This is a genomic window from Sporosarcina sp. G11-34 (genome assembly GCF_026931025.1).
Map to the genome: position 1 here is coordinate 126412 of NZ_JAHNZW010000008.1, position 20476 is coordinate 146887.

A 20476-nucleotide genomic window follows, 5' to 3' on the forward strand; every position below is an offset into this window, starting at 1 on the left:
ATTAAAACCCCTTTACATATTCTCTGTATTCGGACACTTCTTTTTTCAAGCCATCCATCGTATCAGAACGGAATTCTTCCATAATCGCTTTCGCTACTTCTGTCGCGATGACATGCTCAGCAACTACCGAAGCCGCCGGTACTGCACATGGATCTGAACGCTCAATAGTTGCAACAAACGGCTCTTTTGTATCTATATCAACGCTTTCAAGAGGTTTGTATAATGTAGGAATCGGCTTCATAACGCCCCTTATTACAATCGGCATTCCCGAAGTCATTCCACCTTCAAGTCCACCAAGACGATTTGTTTTCCGGTAGTATCCTTGCTCTTCATCCCAGAAAATTTCGTCATGTACTTCACTGCCTGGCATTTGTGCCATTTCAAATCCAAGGCCGACTTCCACACCTTTAAACGCATTAATGCTCATCATGGCACCCGCGAGCTTACCGTCCATTTTTCGATCGAATTGAACATAACTTCCAATTCCCGGAGGACAACCTTCAACAATCACTTCTACGACGCCACCAGCTGTATCGCCATTCGCTTTAGCTGTATCAATCGCTTCTACCATTAGCTTCGCTGCGTTGGGGTCTGCACAGTAGACGGAATCATTTTCTATAATTTCTCTTAGCTCTGCTACATTCAACCCGGCATATGTCTCTGGATTCGTCTTCACACCACCAATCTCTGTTACATGTGCCACTGTATGAATGCCTAGCTCACGAAGAAACTGTTTCGCTACTGCACCAATAGCAACGCGCATCGTCGTCTCGCGTGCAGACGAACGCTCTAGCACGTTTCGAAGATCTCTATGACCATATTTCATCCCACCAACGAGATCCGCATGACCCGGTCTTGGACGTGAAATTTGTCGTTTGACATCTTCTGGATTCATGCCCTCTTCTAATGGTTCTACTCCCATAATTTTCGTCCAATGTTTCCAATCGTCATTCACAACTGTAAGCGTAACCGGTGAACCGATTGTTTTCCCGTGGCGAACACCCGACGAAATGACAACTTGGTCTTTTTCAATTTGCATACGCCTTCCTCGGCCATGTCCACCTTGGCGTCTAGATAGTTCTCCGTTTATCATTTCTGCTGTCAATTCCATTTGTGCGGGTAATCCTTCAATAATTGCAGTTAGTTGTGGACCATGTGATTCTCCAGCTGTAAAAAATCTCATTTCGTTTCCCCCTCATTATTGTTTCTTTGCACTATACCAAAAGAAGCATCTTGCGCCTATATCTATGTATTAAAATATCCGGATAATTGTCCGGATATTTTATACTTGCCTATAAAAAATCCGGCTAAGGTTATTACCTTATAGCCACCAAAGGAAGCTACTTCTCTAGTATACTGAATCTTGTGAGTTTCCGGAATAACAAAAACAGCCGTGCGTTATACGCGAGGCTGCTTTTTTAAAAAATTAGATGATCCAGCTAGTCATTGACTTGTCGTAAGAGATTAGCTCATCTTCATTGAAGAATAAAGCAATTTCTCGAACTGCTGATTCAGGTGCATCTGATCCGTGAATAATGTTTTTACCAACAGTAACCGCGAAGTCGCCGCGAATCGTGCCAGGAGCCGATTCAGTTGGGTTTGTTGCTCCAACTAATAGACGTGCAGTGGAGATGACGTTTTCGCCTTCCCAAACCATTGCAAATACAGGACCAGAAGTGATGAAATCTACAAGCTCGCCAAAAAATGGACGCTCTTTGTGCTCACCGTAATGTTGCTCTGCAAGTTCTTGTGAAATTTGCATAAGTTTCGCGCCTACCAGATTGAAACCTTTATCTTCAAAACGACCAACAATTTCACCAACTAGATTACGTTGGACACCATCAGGCTTTACCATTAAAAACGTTCTTTCCATTAATAAACACTCCTTCATTATATGTATCAGGATTATCCCTTTTCGATCGTACCATTCAGCACGTGTTCTTTCAACTAAAATTACTGTTAAAAATCGCGCTTCCCAATAAACTTAGCTATTTGAACGAATGCAGCCTTGGCCTTACTATCGGGTAACCCATCTAATTCACCCAATGCTTTTTGCAAATATAGATCACTTACTGCTTTGGCTTGTTGTATTGCACCCGAATTTCGTATATACACTAACATAAGATCGCGTTCCTTATCTGTTAATGTTCCATTAAATGCGCGCTCCATAAATGGTTGAAACTTCTCATCATCTTTTATGTATAGTATTGGCAATGTTAAATGTCCATTTAACAAGTCGCTTCCAGCCGGTTTACCTAATTCTTTATCCGTCGAAGTAATATCTAGAATGTCATCGATAATCTGGAATGACATACCCGTAAAATAGCCGAAGCGGCCCATTTTTCTTATGACCGATTCATCTGCCCCCGAAACGAGAGCACCTAGCTCGCAACTTGTGGCAAGTAGAAGAGCGGTCTTACGTTTAATCCGACGAAAATAGTCGCGCACGTTCTGATCATATTTTCGTTGGTATTCAATTTGCATGATTTCACCTCTGCAAATTTCCAACATCGTTTCCGATAGCAGTCGGTGAGCCTCTGGAATTTTAAATTCCCCAATCGAGATCAGCGCACGGGAGAATATATAATCACCAGCGTACATGGCAATCCGATTGTCCCATTTCGCCTTCACTGTCTGAAGACCCCGACGCATGTCCGAATCATCAATCACATCATCATGGACGAGTGACGCCATATGAATAAGTTCAAGCGAAACCGCTACCTTTGAAACATCTTCCAACGAATAGTCACCGAACTTGGAAGCTAGAATTACAAATATCGGGCGAATTCTTTTACCGCCCGCCCGAAGAAGATGTAGCGATGCTTGGCGAATAATTGGGGAGTCGGAATCCACGGATTGTTCAAGTTCTTTTTCTATATAATCAAGATCTTTCTTGAATTCGGCATACAGTGACATTAACTTTAATTTCTCCACAACGATACCCTTCCCCTGCGGTTTGTATTATTTAAACCCGACGTGGCCTGCCGCCGCACCACCGCTATATGATTTATATGACACTTCAGAGAAGCCCGCTTCTGTAAAAAGTTGCGCAAGCTCTTTTCTTCCTGGAAAATCATCGGCTGATTCTTGAAGCCATGAATATTCTTTATAACTTTTCGCAAACAGCTTTCCAAATAAAGGCATAATAAATTTGAAATAAAAACGAAATAACTGCTTATATACAGGCACTTCAGACTGTGATGTTTCTAAACACGCAATCATTCCACCCGGCTTAACTACACGATACATTTCTTCTAGCACTGTACTGTAATCGGGAACGTTGCGCAGTCCAAATCCAATCGTTACATAATCGAATGTATTATCGGGAAATGGCAATTCCATCGCATTTCCGTGTACAAGTGTTATATTTGGATGCTTTTCAACTTTTGGCTTTCCCGCCTCTAGCATACTTTCACTAAAATCAAGACCTGTAACCTTGCCTGTGGACCCTACCGCCTCTGCAATGGCAATCGTCCAGTCGGCAGTCCCACAACAGACGTCAAGTGCTATTGCCCCGTTCCGGACTGCCATGCGGCGCATCATATCGTCTCGCCATTTTTTATGTTGATTGAAACTGATAACGGAATTCATTTTATCGTAATCAGTAGATATTTTCTCGAATACTTCGTGGACTTTCTTTTCTTTTGATAAAGCCAAAAGTCATACCCCATTTCTTCAGATTGGCTTCCCAAGAAGCGGTGTCATCATTCCACGAATTTCCTCTTTTAAAAATGGCTCAATAAAATTCGCTTCGTTAAGTGCTTCGAACAATTTCACTTCCAACTCGCTAGTGAGTTGTTCCACTATGTCGACATTCTCATTCCAACCGTAGTCACTATGTATAGTTTGTTTTGTCACCAACGATTTATTGCTCGTCCTATTCTTATCTATTCGGAGAAGTGGTAACGCCAACTCCGCAAGAGGCGCATAACGCGAAAAACCAAATGTCCGTAAAAATTCTACAATGCATCCCGACTCAATGATTTGAACTGTGTCCATAAGTTGTTTCGAGGTCGACGGCGTACGTCCATAAAACTCCGTTTTCACTTCGTTAATACGTCCAATAGCTGTAGACAAAGTTTTTACAAAACTAAAATCTGACATAGATGCAAGTAATTTATAATGGATCCCACTATAATAATCACCCGACAACACAGTAAGTTGTTGTTGCCTAGACGTTGCATCATTTCTATCGATTAAATCATGCGCATCAAAGGCAACGTGAACAGCACCTACGGCAATTGCAGATGTATTCATTTCGGCCGTCCACCTTTCCCCATTCAACAACGGGAGAAGTAGAAAAAAGACCTTTGCCGAATCGATTTTGACTTGTTGGGTATCCCTTTCCAAAATCGGTTGAGCAATCTCATGATTTAATTCACTTATATAATTTTTAATATATCGTTCAAGATTTTGTCTATCCATCATAGGTTCTCCATTCAAAACATCTTAGGAATAGGCTCGTCAAGTAATTAAATTACTCTTTACCTTCGCTAGTTATAACACCAAATGCGGTATGGACATCAGCTTTGCCTCTTATCTTCATGGCCGATGTATGCTCGGTAAACTGGGCAATCATTACTTCTCCGCGATCGAGTTTCTCTGTATGGTGGAACCTTGTATCATTTCCACGCGTCAGTCCGATGACATTTACGCCATCTTCTTTCGCTTTAATAACGATATAGTCGGATTGTGTTGTCATCCTCACCACTCCTGTCTATTCATTTGTTTAATCATATCATAGATAAGGACGTACGGGCAAAGGCTTTAGGACATTTTTATAAGTGTTAAAATTTCCGAGCGCAATACATCGTCTTGTTCATAAACCCCACGTGCAGCCATTGTCATCGTCTTTGCACCCGGTTTACGAATACCACGCATCGTCATGCACATATGCTCGGCTTCAACAACAACAAATACACCAACGGGATCGAGCATTTCCATTAAGGCATCTGCAACAGTCGAAGTGATTCGCTCTTGTAGCTGTGGCCTTCTCGCAGTCGTTTCGACCGCTCTAGCTAATTTACTTAACCCTGCAACAACACCATTACGCGGAATATACGCAACATGTGCATGACCGTAAAACGGTACAAGATGATGTTCACACATCGAGTGGAATTGAATATCCTTCACAAGGACAACCTCGTCATGATCTTCGTTAAAAACTGTTTTAAAATATTCCTTTGGATCCTTATGTAAACCTTCAAACATCTCTGCGTACATTTTCGCAACCCGTTTTGGTGTATCTACGAGTCCCTCGCGGCTTGGATCTTCTCCGACTGCTTCTAGAATCATCGTAACTGCTTTTTCCATTTTTTCAAAATCAACTTCATGCATGTAACAAATCCTCCTCAATTCAAAATGAAAGCTATTTCATCAAAAATAGTAGCATACTACCTCATTTCCGTACAGTTCATGGACTTGCCACTTTTTCACATTTCAACTCCAATAGAAAAGAAGTCTATCCGCGACATCTATAAGTAGATTCGACGGACAGACTTCTTATGTAATCGAAAAATTATTTCACCGCGTCTTTAAGCGCTTTTCCTGCTTTAAAAGCTGGAACTTTACTTGCAGCGATATCAATTTCTTCTCCTGATTGTGGGTTACGTCCTTTACGTGCAGCACGCTCACGTACTTCGAATGTACCGAAACCAATCACTTGAACTTTATCACCATTTGCAAGAGTAGACTGGATTGTATCAAATACAGCTTCAACAGCTTTTGTACCATCTTTCTTAGAAAGACCTGCTGCCTCTGCTACCGAGTTAATTAATTCTGATTTATTCACACCATTCACCTCCTCTCAATGGGATGTCGATTGCAATACTGTAAAAAGAGTATCACAAGAAAAACCGCTATGCAACAATATTTGCGTCGATATGCCATAATAACGCATAATATATCCAAAAACCAAAAAAAGATCCGCTTTTTACGGATCTTTCTTCGTTAAACAATAAATGTAATCATCCCTTTATTTCCGTCATTTACCATCTGTTCAATCGTTTCTCGAAGCCTTTTTCGAGCATTTTTTGGCACGGACTCTGTTTTAAATCGAATACTTTCTTTCATCACTTCATGCAATGGCGTCCCAAAAAGTTGGGTTTCCCATAGCGCTTCTCGGTCATGTAAATAAGCGTTTTTCAAATCTTTCAACAAATGATGACTGTGAAATTCCGAGCCAATAAGTGGTGAAAATTCCGCTTCCATATTCACTCGAATAATATGGAGAGATGGTGCGGTTGCTTTCATTCGCACTCCGAAGAAATCATTTTGTTTAATCAGTTCCGGAGCGGAAGGATTAAAATCTTCAATGGTAGGCAATGCAACTCCATATCCATCTTTTTTAGCCATCGCAATCGCTTCTGAATATAAATTATAAGATTTCTTCGCTTTTGCAGATTCTTTAACGAAAAGAAGCCAATCCTTTTTCGTACCAATTTCCTGCCCCATTATTTCTTCACAGATTTCACGGAAAGCTTGTTCATCCATATCGATTTTAATGATTGCTTTTCCTAGTCCAGCATCTACTTCAACTACTTCAGCATGCTTAACATGTTTCTCGTCTTTAATTTGTTCCGAAAGTTCTTGCACTTTGCGAATTTTCGAAGCTCCCAAGAACCCTTCACTGATTACTTTGTCGATTGACGAATTCAACTCATGTTCACTGCCGAGCACGTCCATCCAATCTGGTTTTTGCAATTCAATTTCGGAGATTGGAAATTCATAAAGCGCTTCTTTTAAAATGAGCTGAATTTCTTGCGCATTCAATTGATCGGCACTTATTGCAATAACCGGCACTTCGTACTTTTCATGCAACTCATTTCTTAATGCAACCGTGTTCGCATTAGCCGGCATTTTCGAGTTTAATACGATAACAAATGGCTTTCCTATATCCCGTAGCTTGCCGACAATTTCTTCCTCTGCTTTTTCAGCAGCTGCCCTAGGAATATTGTTCACCGTGCCATCCGTAGTGACGAGTATTCCTATTGTTGAGTGGTCCCGAATTACTTTGTCCGTACCAATGCGTGCTGCTTCTTCAAACGGTATCGGTTCGTTATGCCAAGGGGTATGGACCAACTTAGGTCCGTCTTCGTCCTCATAGCCCTTCACGCCGTCAATGACATAGCCCACACAGTCGGCTAGTCGTATTTGAAACTTTAATTCTCCATCGCCAATTGCAACCATCGTCCCTTGTGCAGGTACAAATTTCGGTTCCGACGTCATGATTACGGGGCCAGGTGAACTTTGCGGAAGTTCATCTTGTGCACGAATTCGGTCAGATGCATCCGTCATATTAGGAATGACAACCTCTTCCATTACCCTCTTCACGAACGTGGACTTTCCAACACGTACGGGACCGACGACACCGATGTAAATATCACCATCTGTCCGTCTAGCCAAATTCTCATACAGCTCTTCTTTCATCCATCGTCCTCCTTTTTCTCATCTTATTTTATGTATTAGAAAAACGTTTCATGCACGTAGGCATGAAACGTTTTTCTTTTTTACTATTTTAAAAATATTGGTTCATTGTTTTCGTTTACCGTATAAGGTTTCGAGTAAGCCGGTAATACGGGATGCTCCTCTGAAAGAAGATAACGGATATCTTCCCCTTGCTTCACATCAGGCTTTTCTTCTTGTAGTATACGATTCAAATCAATCGAATAATCTACATAAAATATGCCATCTCCCCCGACAATTAAAGGAAGTTGAACATCTGAATAAGGACTTTGTACAGTCAAAGGCTCTTTAAAACCCATCTTTTTGAAATCTATTTCAAAAACGCCTTCGCCGACCGAATCTTTATATTGTACGGATCCATTAATCGTTTTCCTTAAATTCAAATCACGGATACGTTCTGCAATCCGTAGATCGACCAACTTTACCGTAGGATTTTCTTCTACATCCATCAGGACGTATTGAAAAATTCCACCTTTTTCGTAGGCGTTCGATGGGATTTTCTCTGTATATGCCGGAACAACTTTTGTGAAATCGATTGGGTATTTAATATACATATCTGTTTCTGCTTCACGAGTTTTTATAGGTAAAAGTCCACCCGCATTTTCTTTATACTGATCCACAGCTTTTTGGACAGCCTCAACTTGATCTGCATACGGTATGTTCGAACCTGCATCTTTTTCCGTCGGATACATACACCCCGTTAAGACAAGTGAAAGCGAGACCAATAAAAATAAGTATAATGTTTTTATTGTTACCTTCATCGGCCTCCTCCAGTCGGTCCATTAAAGACCAGATAGATTAGGGCGAAGAACGAAAGTATGAGTAATACATAAGCTACTAACGCTAAAACAAATTTTATCACTCGGTTGTTTATTTTATGTCTACTCGCATAAATAAGGCCCATGGAAATAACCATGAATCCCATCGCGTAGAAAGATAACCACATTTTATCCATCGAGGACACAGAAAAGTCCACCTTTCTTACATACAGTAGGTACCACTATAAATAGTGGTACCTACTGTATGAATTTAAAAGTTAATGACTGCCGAACAAATCTTCGACTTCTTGCTTTTTCACACGATTCATCAGATTATCAACCGCTTCTTTCGGTGGTACTTCTTCGAATAACACGGAATATAGCGCCTTTGTAATAGGCATCGCAACGTCATACTTCTCCGCCAGCTGATAGGCCGCCTTTGTTGTTCTGACGCCTTCTATGATCATTCCCATTCCAGCAACAACATCTTCTAAGCTACTGCCTTTACCAAGCATGTTACCCGCTTTCCAGTTGCGTGAATGAACGCTCGTACACGTGACGATTAAATCACCGAGCCCAGTTAAACCTGAAAAAGTAAGAGGATGCGCCCCCATTTTTACACCTAATCTAGTTATTTCTGCTAAGCCACGCGTAATAAGTGCGGCTTTCGCATTGTCACCGTAACCAATTCCGTCTGACATACCCGCAGCAAGCGCAATGATATTTTTCAATGCGGCACCTATTTCCACGCCAACAATGTCCGAATTCGTATAGACTCGGAAATAGTTGTTCATAAACATGCTTTGAACTTCTTCAGCTGCTTTAATATCGCTAGATGCAGCGGTCACTGTCGTTGGATGGCGCAACACTACTTCTTCTGCATGACTTGGTCCAGAAAGTGCCACAACCGCCTTCACATTTGATTGTGAGAGCTCTTCCGCTATCATTTCGGAGATTCGCTTCAATGAATCCGGTTCAATTCCTTTTGAAACGTGAACAATTAACTTCGGTTCTGAAATTAGCGTATCAATCTCAGAACAAACGTTACGAATTGCTTTAGTTGGAACCGCAAGAATTAATATATCGCAATGATCAATTGCTTCTTGCATATTGGAAGTCCCTTTTAAGTTTTTCGGCAACTTAATATTAGGTAAATAAGTGTTATTCGTATGATTAGTTGTTATTTCAGCCGACTGTTCCTCACGTCTTGCCCAAAGTAAACAGTCATGACCGTTTTCCGCGAGTACGAAGGCAATCGCCGTCCCCCAACTTCCCGCACCAATAACGGATACTTTTCTCATTCAATCAGCTCCTAGCTCTCGTTATGAGACGAATCGGAGTCCCTTCAAAGCCAAATGACTCACGTAGACGATTTTGTAAAAAGCGCTCATATGAAAAGTGCATTAATTCAGGTTCGTTGACAAATACGACAAACGTTGGCGGTTTAACCGCAACTTGAGTTGCATAATAAATACGTAATCTTTTCCCTTTGTCAGAAGGCGCAGGGTTACGTGCAACCGCGTCTTCTACAACTTCGTTTAACACACTTGATTGTATACGTAGCGCATGATTTTCACTGACTGTACGAATTCGATCAAAAAGCGTATTGACGCGCTGATTTGTTTTTGCTGATACAAACGCAATCGGTGCGTAGGAAAGAAACATGAAATTATCTCTAATTTCATCAATGAAATTATTCATTGTCTTATTATCTTTCTCGACCGCATCCCATTTGTTCACAACAAACATGACACCTTTACCAGCATCTTCAGCAAATCCAGCGACACGTTTGTCCATTTCGCGAATTCCTTCTTCACCGTTAATAACGATTAGGACGACATCGGATCTGTCAATTGCTTTTAGCGCACGCATTGCACTATATTTTTCTGTACTTTCATATACTTTTCCTTTTTTACGCAACCCGGCCGTATCAATAATTTTATATTTTTGACCTTCGTGCACATAAGGTGTATCGATTGCGTCTCTTGTCGTACCTGCTATATCACTTACAATGACGCGTTCTTCACCTAAAAGCGCATTGACAAGTGATGATTTACCGACGTTCGGTCTACCGATTAAACAGAACCGAATGACGTCGTCTTCAACTTTTTCTGCATTATCTTCAGGGAAGTTAGCGGCCGCCGCGTCCAAAAGGTCACCGAGTCCTAGTCCATGAGAACCGGATATTGGATACGGTTCACCAAATCCTAATGAATAGAAATCATAAATCATCTCTTTCATATCGGGATTGTCGACTTTATTTACCGCAAGAATAACCGGTTTTTTCGTTTTGTACAATATTCTAGCTACATGCTGGTCCGCATCCGTAACACCTTCGCGTCCGTTAACTAAGAAAATGATAACGTCCGCCTCTTCAATCGCTATTTCCGCTTGCGAGCGAATTTGCTCAAGAAAAGGGGCATCACCCATTTCAATTCCTCCCGTATCGATGAGGTTGAATTCATGTGCAAGCCAATCTGCGGAGCTGTATATGCGGTCACGAGTAACCCCCGCAATGTCTTCAACTATTGAAATTCTTTCACCAACGATTCGGTTAAATATAGTCGATTTACCGACGTTTGGTCTACCGACAATCGCAACTGTTGGTTTCGTCATATTAAAACACCCTTCCAGCTTATCTTCTGCATATTATACACAATAATAGCGCTACCGTCTAAACAGGCAGCTATAAATATTCTAATTGTGAACATTTTTAGGTTTGATAGTCTAATAATTTGAACTGTCATCTAGCATAAACCGAACTAAAGAATCCTTCTCTCTCTCCCTCAGCGCCAGGGGGGTGCCTCCCGCAGGAGATTAGGTGAAAATCATAAGTTCAACATATATAGCAGTGTTAACTAGGTTGATTGGATTGAAGTGGAAGGCGGCGACCCCCAGCGGGAAAGCAAGAGATTCGAGACCCTGGACGGTGCGTAAGCGCAGGAAGCGGCTCGGTCCTTGCCCGCGGAAAGTAACCGATATTTTATGCGTACCTTTGTTGAATGTTGAATTATGAAATTGATTAATATAAATACCACATACATTCTAGCAATAAAAAAGATGATGATACCCACAAGGGGCATCATCATCCAAACAACTTGTGTTTAAAACTTACGAATTCTGCATCATTCAGTAAATCTTTTTAGCTGATCTCCGATAACGTCGCCCATTGAAAAACCAGATGCTTCTTCGGGCATTTCGTAATCACCGTAGGAATTACTATCCTCTTTCTCAACAAGATCCTTAATACTTAACGATAGACGTCTTTCAATAGGGTTCACTTCAAGAACTTTAACCTCGATTTTTTGACCTTCTTTAAGTACTTCTTCTGGTGTTCCGATATGATCATGGGAAATGCGTGAAATGTGTACAAGCCCCTCAACTCCCGGGAATAGTTCAACGAATGCACCGTAGGATACAATCCGTTTTACCGTACCTTCAAGTTTAGCTCCTTTTGGCGCTTTCACTTCAATTTCTTCCCAAGGTCCAGGCAACGTCTCCTTGATAGACAATGAGATTCTTTCCGAATCCCGATCGACCGATAAAACTTTAACATTCACTTTGTCGCCTTCTTTTAACACATCCGAAACCTTTTCAACATGTTCATGGGAAAGCTGTGAAATATGAACGAGTCCATCCACACCACCAAGGTCGACAAACGCACCAAATGCAGCAAGACGTTGGACAGTACCTTCTAGTACTTGGCCCTCTTTCAGGCCTTCCATGATTTCACCTTTTTTCGATTCTTTCTCTTCTTGAATAACGGCACGATGTGAAAGAATAAGACGGTTTTTGTCTTTATCCATTTCCACAATCTTAAACGTCATCGTGCGTCCTTTATAATCATCAAACGATTCAACGAAATGATCTTCCACAAGCGACGCAGGTATAAACCCACGCACCCCAAGATCGACAACCAATCCGCCTTTAACAACATCTTTCACTTCGGTTTCAATTGTTTTTTTATTATTGTAATTTTCTTCAAGCGAATCCCACGCATCTTCTGCATCGACTTTCCGCTTTGAAAGAACATAATTTTCTTCTTCAATTTTCATAATGATGAGTTCGAGTTTATCGCCTTCGACTACTGCATCCGAAGCTTTTTCAATGTGCAAGCTAGATAATTCACTAATAGGAATGACACCGTCAAACGGTGCACCAGATATTTCTACAGTTACCGATTTGTCTTCAATCTTTGTGACGATACCGTTTACGCGGTCACCTTCGTTATATGCATTTTCTACTTCCAAATTCATTTCTTCAGACATATGTAGACCTCCTCTAAATAGAATCCTACTACCATAGTATGCGAATCCACCGATAAAAACAAAAAATTGCACTTACTTAGATCATTTGTTTGTTTCAATCAATTTCTGAATTTCGTCCATTATGAGTGCAGTAACTTCTTCCGACGAAACTCTTTGTTCACGTTGTTCCGAAAGATCCATCGGTTTGCCATAAACAACTTTCAACCTTCTGAACGGCTTATATGGACCGATAATTGCACAAGGCATTACGACCGCATTGCCTTTCAGCGCGAAGAAACCAGCACCCGCAAGTCCTTTACCAAGTTCACCAGTTGTGCTTCTCGTCCCTTCCGGAAACAAACCAACAACTTCTCCGCCTTTGAGAATTTTAAGTGTATTGCGGAACGCTTCACGGTCACTCATCCCGCGTTTAACAGGATATGCTTGAACACTTGGTAAAACGCTTTTTAAAATAGGTAATTTGAAAAGCTCTTCTTTGGCCATAAAACGAACTGTTCGAGGACATGTCATTCCAACAACTGGAGGATCGAAATTATCGATATGATTTGCGCAAAGTAAAACCCCACCCTCTTTTGGGAAGTTTTCCTTGCCTATCACTTTCACTCGATACAACGGGTAAAAAATTGTACTTACGAGAAACTTTCCTAACGGATATAAGTTCATTGGCCTAACCTCTTTTCGGCAAGCCTGCTAATCTCTTCAGCTACTTCATTAATTGACATAGAAGTCGTGTCTATTAGCACGGCGTCTTCCGCCATTTTAAGAGGCGACACAATACGTTCACTATCTGCGCGGTCCCGTTCACTAATTTCTAATTCCAATTGTTCCAGCGAAGAAATCATACCCCGCTTCTTGTTTTCATTATGTCTACGCAACGCCCTTTCCTCGACGGACGCCGTCATAAACACTTTCAATTCCGCGTTTGGTAACACATGCGTACCGATATCCCGTCCGTCCATAACAACTCCCAAGCCATCTGCTAGAATACGTTGTTTCTCTACCATCAGCTCGCGTACTCCACTATGTGCAGCAACAGAAGAAACAGCAGAAGTGACTTGTTGGGACCTAATTTCTTCGGATACGTCCTGACCATCAACGAGCACCGCCTGATCATCTTCCAATCGGACTAGCGTTATTTCCGTTTCTTTCAGTAATTCTTCAAGAAGTTGTCCGTCTATAATATCTATGTTCTTTTGAAGGGCCTTATGCGTAAGTGCTCTGTACATCGCACCTGTATCTATGTATGTATAGCCCAATTTCTCAGCTGTCATTTTCGCAATTGTACTTTTGCCAGCTGCTGCCGGACCATCGATTGCAATTTTTATTCTTTTTTTCACTTCATCAACCCCTAACTTCACTTCGTCAATATTGTAACATAAAGAAATGGGAAAAGTCCCGTTCCGACAGACTTTCCCCACTGTATATATGTTAAAGTAAAGATTCGTACTAATAAAGAAAGTCGTTGAAACGGCTCACATTCATTAGTTTAGCAACTTATTGCTGTTTCTCGGTTTTGATCACTTCGGATGTTTCTGTATCAACGACAACGACATACGTTTCGGCTTCTAGTCCTTCCTCTTCTATTTTTACGAGTAAGTAATGTGCAAGCCTTTGATCGAGTCTGTCATTTTCGACATAAACGAGCTCTTCTTCAACGACCGTTACGCCCTTATGAAAAAAACTACTCCAATCTTTCTTCGTTATCTTCTGTGGTTCCGTCGCTTCCTTTCTTATATATTCCATCGCGTCCAGTCCAATAATGCCCCCGTTATCCTTTGCAACTTTTAAATGGATCGTATCTGACAACACTTTAGCTCCGTAATGAGATTCTTTCCTTACATAGACAAAATGCCAGGCTGTATGGTTTTCTCTCGCTTCCTGAAAAACCGTATCTCCGTATCCCGCATCTTTTAAGAAACTTTCCGCGCGCTCACGGATTTCATCATGGCGAAGACTTTCTTTCCCGAAAGGTCTTTCGGTCAGAAATGATAATACATGTCCGCCTTTTTCCGTTAAATCGATATAACCAATTGACTGACCTTCCGCAAAACGAAGATGATAAAACGGATAAGGTGAGCCGGGTTTACTAGTCTCAACTACAATTGATGAATTCGAAATCTCCGGAAATAGTTGTTTAAACGTTTTGATTGCTTCCTCACGCGTTATTTCATGATCGTTCATATCTCTTAATTCTTTCTTTTTCATCGAATCTGATTCACTCGCCGTTAAAGGAAAGTCACTTTCCGTATACTGTTTAACAGCTGTACCCATTCCTTTCCAGTCGTGTTTTGCATCGACGGAATCCAATTGATTAGCCCACGTTTTCACAGACATTTTCCCATCTATCAAACCAGTCGTTGCAACTTCCCATTCATTTGCCATGACGCCGAGATTTTTTGATGCTTCAGCCATGACGCGATGATATTCTTCGTTATCGCCCGTGCGTTCAGATTCTTTCGCAAAATTACCGAGTCTACCAAGATAATTCATCCAAGCACTTGAAAAACCACGATCCAACGGAAGTGCTCCAACTGAATTTTTAACATCAGAAGACAGCCTCCAAATATCTTCGCGTGCTTTTGATGAACCATCCTGTTCGTTAAACAATAACGTTTTCTTCACTGCGGTATCTAACTCTTCCATTTTTTTAGACGCATCGGTCATTTTTTCTGCATATTGGCCATTCAACAGAAATGCAAGTTGTTCATTTTCCGAAGCTTTTCCAAACGAAAAAATTGAAAGTGCTGCGATTGTATACACTAAAACAAATACAGTTTTTTTCATAATTCGGCAAAAGTGTTACCGGAATTGTAAGCATCCCAGTATTTCCTTCACCGGTCCGCCTCCCTTCAGTCTTTTTTAATTACAGAAAATGTGCAAGCCGATTTTTTTAATTTGCGGACGTGACCAAATCCACTTGCTCGTTGCCGTAATCGGATTGAAATAATAAATGGCATTTTCAGATGGATCCCATCCGTTAATCGCATCCAGAACAGCTTCAGTAGCTCGCTGATTTGGCTCTAGCCAGATTTGCCCATCGTCAACCGCGGTAAATGCACCTGGTTGGAAAATAACGCCTCCTACCGTATCCGGAAAATCGGAATGCTCAACTCTATTCAAAATGACCGCAGCAACTGCAACTTGCCCCTCATATGGCTCTCCTCGTGCTTCGCCATAAACCGCATTTGATAACAGTTTTAAATCTTGGTTCGAATATTTGGCCGGCAATTGCGCATTATTAGTTGCCCCGGTCCCACTTGCAACTTGCGAGGAAAGTGGTTTTCCACCGTAATGAGTAAACTTAGTTCCATTTTTAATGTTATTTTTAACAAACTTTTCATCGTAACTTGATACATCAGCTAGCTTCTTTTTCGTTTTCGATCCTCCAATTCCATCTACAGGAAGACCATACTGATCTTGAAAATTACGAAGCGCCCAGTACGTACCATAACCAAACTTCCCGTCAATTGCTCCATTATAAAAGCCAATAAACTGTAGCCTCGCCTGAAGTTCAATAACGTCATCTCCAAAAGCACCGCGCGCAACTTGCTGCGAACTAAACGCCCCCGTGCTTACTGGCGATATCGCATATGCACATCCAAGGAGAAGAACTACCGCAACAATACGGATGACAACTTTCTTCAAATTTATTCCTCCTTTTTATTAAGTTTGTCCAAATTTCTAGATTTTATTAAAAATAAAAATGATTCAGCATAAGCTGAATCATTCTGAATTCGTGCGTGCTTTCCGTCTGAATTGTTGCATCGCAAACGTATGTGCATATTTCACTCTCGTTAGTCCAAACCACCATAAGAACAGCATGAAAGGAACAATCAAATATAGAAAAAAGTCATGTATAAGAAAAATGCTATTATAAATGAAATGTAAACAATATGCTGCTAACAATGCCGTAAATAAAAACATTCGCTTATTCGCTTCAACAGCAAATTTCGCGCGACCAATATAATACCCCATGACGACCCCGAATAATGCGTGACTAGAAACGGGAAGTAATGCACGCATAATTGCAATATCGGTACCGAAAGTAAATAAATAAAGAATATTTTCGACAGTTGCAAATCCAAGCGATACACTTGCACCATATAAAATCCCGTCATAGGCATCTTCAAATTCTACATGACGATAAATCGCCAAAAGTAAAATAAGCCATTTGAAAAACTCTTCCAATCCGCTTGTAAATACGACATCTCGTAAGAAGTACGAAGAAAAAACATTTTCTTCTTCAAACACATGCTGTATGAACATAATTGGAAATGTCATGATAGCACCGTAAATGAAAGTATGAAATAATGTACGTGATGGTTCTTTTGCAATGTCTTTCCTTAAATAAAAGTAACTAAAAAGCGCCAATCCAGGCGCAATCGCTACAGTGAGCAATATAAACATATGGCGGCCCTCCCACTGGGTCTTATTATACCACTATATTCTATATGCCGAAGGAGATATATCATTGAAGAATATTTTACTTATCCACACAGGCGGTACTATTGCGATGAAACTGAATACGGATACAGGCGGGGTAATTGTAAGTGCGGCAAATCCTCTTACAATGGAAATTGACAAGATTCAACAATTCGCACGAATTACAGAAATTGAAGCATTCAATATACCGTCTCCGCACATCACCGCTGAACATATGCTCAACCTAAAAGATTTAATCGCCGAACAGACTACAAGTGGCGAATTCGATGGTGTCGTAATTACACATGGAACGGATACGCTTGAAGAAACCGCCTACTTCCTTGAACTGGCAACTTCAACCGATCTTCCAATCGTACTAACCGGGGCCATGCGGTCTTCCAACGAAATCGGTTCGGACGGTGTCTATAACTTAATGTCCGCCGTTCGAGTCGCGGCAAATGAAAATGCTCATGGAAAAGGGGTTCTCGTCGTTTTAAATGATGAAATTCACACGGCAACGAACGTAACGAAAACCCATGCAAGTAATGTCTCAACATTCCAAAGTCCGCAATACGGTCCAATTGGTATCGTGACAAAGTCGGGGATCCATTTCCACCATGCCCCGCTATCTAGAATTTTTTTACCTGTTCAGGCGATTTCAAAAAAAGTCGCGATGTTTAAGGTCTATGAAGGTATGGCATCTGACTTACTACATGCTGCTTCTACGATGGGTTATGACGGTGTTGTTCTCGAAGGATTTGGGCAGGGTAACGTCCCTCCTACCCTACTACCTGGAATCCGTCATCTGCTGTCAGAAAAAGTTCCAGTTATTCTCGTTTCACGCTGCTTTAACGGCATTGCACAAGATGTCTATGCATATGAAGGTGGCGGCAAAATGCTAAAAGAAATGGGCGTCCAATTTGAACATGGACTAAGCGGCCAAAAAGCTCGTTTAAAACTTTTGCTCACACTTTGTTCAAAATAAAAAAAGCGACTTTACTAACCTGTACTGACGGGTTAATAAAGTCGCTTGTTCATACACTAACCTTTTTTTTTGAATCGATTGCTTCTGCAATCATGCTGCCATGGAACTTACCATTTTCAATAAATATTTTATTTGCATCGTTCCCTGCCGCGATAACGCCTGCGATATAGAGTCCTTCAATGTTCGTCTCCATCGTATCCTCATTAAATACCGGACGCCCATTTTCTTCATCAATTCGAATACCCATTTCTTTTAAAAATGAATGATCCGGATGATATCCCACCATAGCAAACACGTAGTCATTAGGAATGTCGAACGCTTCTCCTTCTTTAGCAATCGTAACGGTGGAGTCGGTTATTTTAACTACATTCGCGTTAAAGTGCATATCGATATCACCCGCACGAACTAAACTTTCAAACCCCGGTAAAATCCAAGGCTTTACACTTTGCGAGTAATCCGAACCACGGTACACGCACGTCACGAATGCCCCAGCCCGCTCCAACTCAAGTGCCGCATCGATGGCAGAGTTTTTCCCACCAATAACAACGACCTTTTTCTGAAAGTATGAATGTGCTTCTTTGAAATAGTGAAATACATTCGGTAAATCTTCCCCCGGAATATCCATCATGTTCGGATTATCATAATAACCTGTTGCCACGACAACTTGATTTGCTTTGTATTCACTTTTGTCCGTCACAATTGTAAAAACATGATCTACTTTACGAACGCTTTCTACTTTTTCAAAATTATTTACTTGTATATTTTTCAGCTTTACAACTTCTCTATAATATACAAGCGCATCATTTCTAACCGGTCGGTCTTTCGCAGTTATAAATGGAATATCTCCAATAGAAAGTTTTAAACTCGTACTGAAAAATGTTTGGTGTGTCGGATAATTATAAATTGAGTTGACGATATTTCCTTTTTCGATGACAAGGACATCTAGCCCTTTATTTTGCAATTCAATTGCAGCTGAAAGACCACAAGGGCCTCCACCAATAACAATGACATCTTTCCCCAAAACTCGACCTCTCCTTTAAAATAAATTGCTAATACATAATCTCAATAATATGACACTCTGGTCTAGCTCCTAGTCTTAAAGGTAAAGTCGATGTACCGTATCCATTACTAACTAATTGCGCTCGGTTACCGTCCATTTTGCATGAACCTTTTTCAAACAACCCAAATTTACCTATTCTAATTTGCCCACCATGTGTATGACCTGCAAGCATAAGATCCGGTTGGAAAACAGGTTCCACTTTACGAAAGAGTGAAGGTGTGTGTGTCACGAGTATTGTTTTTTCATACTTTTCAACTTCACTAAGTGTTTTTGGAACATCCGCGTTTCTGCTAGAAGGATCATCTACTCCTAAGATTCCCCATTTGGGGTGCCCTTCAACAAAAACACTTTCATTATCAAGAATTTTACCATCATACTCAGCAATAATTGCTCTGATTTCTTTTTCACCGGCTTCACGGTCATTATTCCCCCAAATAAAATAGACTGGGCCTAAGGAAGCTAGCATTTGTATATTTTGTGATACCCGGGATAAAGGCACGCCTCTTTCAGCTAGATCCCCACCGATAATAACGGCATCAATATCGGTATTTATTTTCATTATGAGCTTTTCATCAATTTTTCTGCGATGAATATCAGAAATAAAAAATAGTTTTAGCAACGAGGTGGATTCCTTATCATTTTCTAGATTCATTTTATGATGTACTATATTCCTTCCTTTGGCACTTACGAACATGTAAGCAACAAACATTAGTAGTAATGAAAATAAGGAATACATAAGAATACTAATCGTAATCATGCGCCGCCCTTCAAAAAAAGACAAAGTGACAAACCTTTGTCTAAATTTAACTACTTCGTATTAAGGAATAATTAGCTTTTGCCCTACCGAAATATTATTCGATGATAGCCCATTCGCTTGTTTTATCTTCGCAACTCCCGCATCTGATTTATAATAATTTATCGAAATCCGATACAAAGTCTCATTGGCAGCAACAATATGCGTTTTTGCTACGGGTTTCTCCACTGGTTTTTCTACCGGCTTCTCAACCGGTTTTTCTACTGGCTTCTCGACAGGTTTTTCTACCGGCTTCTCAACAGGTATTTCTACCAGTTTTTCCACAGGCTTCTCGACAGGTATTTCTACCGGTTTTTCCACTGGCTTCTCGACAGGTACTTCTACCGGGACCACTGGTTTCTTCGGTTCTTCTTTCTTTGTTTCCTTTTCATCTGAAATAACTCCAACGGCCGGGTCATTAGACTTACCCGCAGATATATTTTTATTCATCTCATAGCTCGTATTTGGAGTTCCTACGTTTGCCGATGTATTGTTATCTGGAATATAAAAATCCGAAAGGACATAAATCAATATACCCACTGGAATCAGTGTAAAAAGTGCAAGTATGACATTAATGATAACATTACTAGATTTCTTTTTCGGTTTACGCACATTTCGGTGCAATTCAGCACGAGAAGGTAGACTACTACCGTCTTCTAAACTTATTTCTTGTCTATGCTCTTCAAATTTAACTCGATAATCATCTTTTCTCATTATATGATTCTC

The 20476-nt window shown here is 40.8% G+C and carries 23 protein-coding genes; 1 reads left to right on the top strand and 22 read right to left on the bottom strand.

Annotated elements, in window-relative coordinates:
* Window position 1 precedes the first annotated feature (1 nt).
* From aroC to prsW, 19 genes are all read right to left on the bottom strand, one after another.
* Entirely contained in the window at window positions 2–1183 is a 1182-nt protein-coding gene (gene aroC / locus KSU66_RS13315) for a chorismate synthase (protein WP_269051949.1), read from the bottom strand.
* A gap of 243 nt (window positions 1184–1426) precedes the next feature.
* Entirely contained in the window at window positions 1427–1873 is a 447-nt protein-coding gene (gene ndk / locus KSU66_RS13320; RefSeq protein WP_269051950.1) for a nucleoside-diphosphate kinase, read from the bottom strand.
* 86 nt (window positions 1874–1959) lie between these two features.
* Window positions 1960–2934, bottom strand: a complete 975-nt coding sequence (locus KSU66_RS13325; RefSeq protein WP_269051951.1) for a polyprenyl synthetase family protein — start codon at window positions 2932–2934, stop codon at window positions 1960–1962.
* A 27-nt stretch (window positions 2935–2961) separates the two neighbouring features.
* Entirely contained in the window at window positions 2962–3657 is a 696-nt protein-coding gene (locus KSU66_RS13330; protein ID WP_269051952.1) for a demethylmenaquinone methyltransferase, read from the bottom strand.
* 18 nt (window positions 3658–3675) lie between these two features.
* Window positions 3676–4425 (bottom strand): heptaprenyl diphosphate synthase component 1, encoded by a 750-nt coding sequence (locus tag KSU66_RS13335; protein ID WP_269051953.1) that lies wholly within the window; start codon window positions 4423–4425, stop codon window positions 3676–3678.
* 52 nt (window positions 4426–4477) lie between these two features.
* Window positions 4478–4702, bottom strand: coding sequence for a trp RNA-binding attenuation protein MtrB (gene mtrB, locus KSU66_RS13340; protein ID WP_269051954.1), 225 nt, complete (start codon window positions 4700–4702; stop codon window positions 4478–4480).
* Between the two features lie 65 nt (window positions 4703–4767).
* Window positions 4768–5337, bottom strand: coding sequence for a GTP cyclohydrolase I FolE (gene folE, locus KSU66_RS13345; RefSeq protein WP_269051955.1), 570 nt, complete (start codon window positions 5335–5337; stop codon window positions 4768–4770).
* Window positions 5338–5518: 181 nt separating this feature from the next.
* Entirely contained in the window at window positions 5519–5791 is a 273-nt protein-coding gene (locus KSU66_RS13350) for an HU family DNA-binding protein (RefSeq protein ID WP_269051956.1), read from the bottom strand.
* A gap of 158 nt (window positions 5792–5949) precedes the next feature.
* A complete protein-coding gene (spoIVA, locus tag KSU66_RS13355) occupies window positions 5950–7428 on the bottom strand; it encodes a stage IV sporulation protein A (protein WP_269051957.1) in 1479 nt (492 codons plus the stop codon).
* A gap of 83 nt (window positions 7429–7511) precedes the next feature.
* Window positions 7512–8225 (bottom strand): hypothetical protein, encoded by a 714-nt coding sequence (locus tag KSU66_RS13360; protein WP_269051958.1) that lies wholly within the window; start codon window positions 8223–8225, stop codon window positions 7512–7514.
* Entirely contained in the window at window positions 8222–8419 is a 198-nt protein-coding gene (locus KSU66_RS13365; protein ID WP_443028976.1) for a DUF2768 domain-containing protein, read from the bottom strand. The genes KSU66_RS13360 and KSU66_RS13365 overlap by 4 nt, the downstream gene beginning before the upstream one ends.
* 81 nt (window positions 8420–8500) lie before the next feature.
* The gene (locus KSU66_RS13370; RefSeq protein ID WP_269051960.1) at window positions 8501–9523 is read right to left on the bottom strand and encodes an NAD(P)H-dependent glycerol-3-phosphate dehydrogenase; all 1023 of its coding nucleotides are present in this window, start codon (window positions 9521–9523) and stop codon (window positions 8501–8503) included.
* 4 nt (window positions 9524–9527) lie between these two features.
* On the bottom strand, window positions 9528–10838 hold the full coding sequence (gene der / locus KSU66_RS13375; protein ID WP_269051961.1) for a ribosome biogenesis GTPase Der: 1311 nt from the start codon (window positions 10836–10838) through the stop codon (window positions 9528–9530).
* Window positions 10839–11347: 509 nt separating this feature from the next.
* On the bottom strand, window positions 11348–12490 hold the full coding sequence (gene rpsA / locus KSU66_RS13380; RefSeq protein ID WP_269051962.1) for a 30S ribosomal protein S1: 1143 nt from the start codon (window positions 12488–12490) through the stop codon (window positions 11348–11350).
* Window positions 12491–12571: 81 nt separating this feature from the next.
* Complete coding sequence (locus KSU66_RS13385; protein WP_269051963.1) at window positions 12572–13153, bottom strand: lysophospholipid acyltransferase family protein; 582 nt, start codon at window positions 13151–13153, stop codon at window positions 12572–12574.
* Window positions 13150–13827 (bottom strand): (d)CMP kinase, encoded by a 678-nt coding sequence (gene cmk / locus KSU66_RS13390; protein WP_269051964.1) that lies wholly within the window; start codon window positions 13825–13827, stop codon window positions 13150–13152. The genes KSU66_RS13385 and cmk overlap by 4 nt, the downstream gene beginning before the upstream one ends.
* A gap of 157 nt (window positions 13828–13984) precedes the next feature.
* Window positions 13985–15274, bottom strand: coding sequence for a PepSY1/2 domain-containing protein (locus tag KSU66_RS13395; RefSeq protein WP_269051965.1), 1290 nt, complete (start codon window positions 15272–15274; stop codon window positions 13985–13987).
* Window positions 15275–15349: 75 nt separating this feature from the next.
* Window positions 15350–16120, bottom strand: coding sequence for a spore cortex-lytic enzyme (gene sleB, locus KSU66_RS13400; RefSeq protein ID WP_269052051.1), 771 nt, complete (start codon window positions 16118–16120; stop codon window positions 15350–15352).
* A gap of 93 nt (window positions 16121–16213) precedes the next feature.
* Window positions 16214–16897 (bottom strand): glutamic-type intramembrane protease PrsW, encoded by a 684-nt coding sequence (gene prsW / locus KSU66_RS13405; RefSeq protein ID WP_269051966.1) that lies wholly within the window; start codon window positions 16895–16897, stop codon window positions 16214–16216.
* A gap of 64 nt (window positions 16898–16961) precedes the next feature.
* Here prsW and KSU66_RS13410 point away from each other — a divergent pair, with 64 nt between their 5' ends.
* Window positions 16962–17897, top strand: a complete 936-nt coding sequence (locus KSU66_RS13410; protein ID WP_269051967.1) for an asparaginase — start codon at window positions 16962–16964, stop codon at window positions 17895–17897.
* 49 nt (window positions 17898–17946) lie between these two features.
* On the opposite strand, the gene KSU66_RS13415 is transcribed toward KSU66_RS13410, so the two are convergent.
* The 3 genes from KSU66_RS13415 to KSU66_RS13425 all read right to left on the bottom strand — a co-directional run bounded on the left by KSU66_RS13415 (window position 17947) and on the right by KSU66_RS13425 (window position 20464).
* Window positions 17947–18918, bottom strand: coding sequence for a YpdA family putative bacillithiol disulfide reductase (locus tag KSU66_RS13415; protein WP_269051968.1), 972 nt, complete (start codon window positions 18916–18918; stop codon window positions 17947–17949).
* 28 nt (window positions 18919–18946) lie between these two features.
* A complete protein-coding gene (locus KSU66_RS13420) occupies window positions 18947–19666 on the bottom strand; it encodes a metallophosphoesterase (RefSeq protein ID WP_269051969.1) in 720 nt (239 codons plus the stop codon).
* A gap of 108 nt (window positions 19667–19774) precedes the next feature.
* A complete protein-coding gene (locus tag KSU66_RS13425) occupies window positions 19775–20464 on the bottom strand; it encodes a LysM peptidoglycan-binding domain-containing protein (RefSeq protein ID WP_269051970.1) in 690 nt (229 codons plus the stop codon).
* Window positions 20465–20476: the final 12 nt, after the last annotated feature.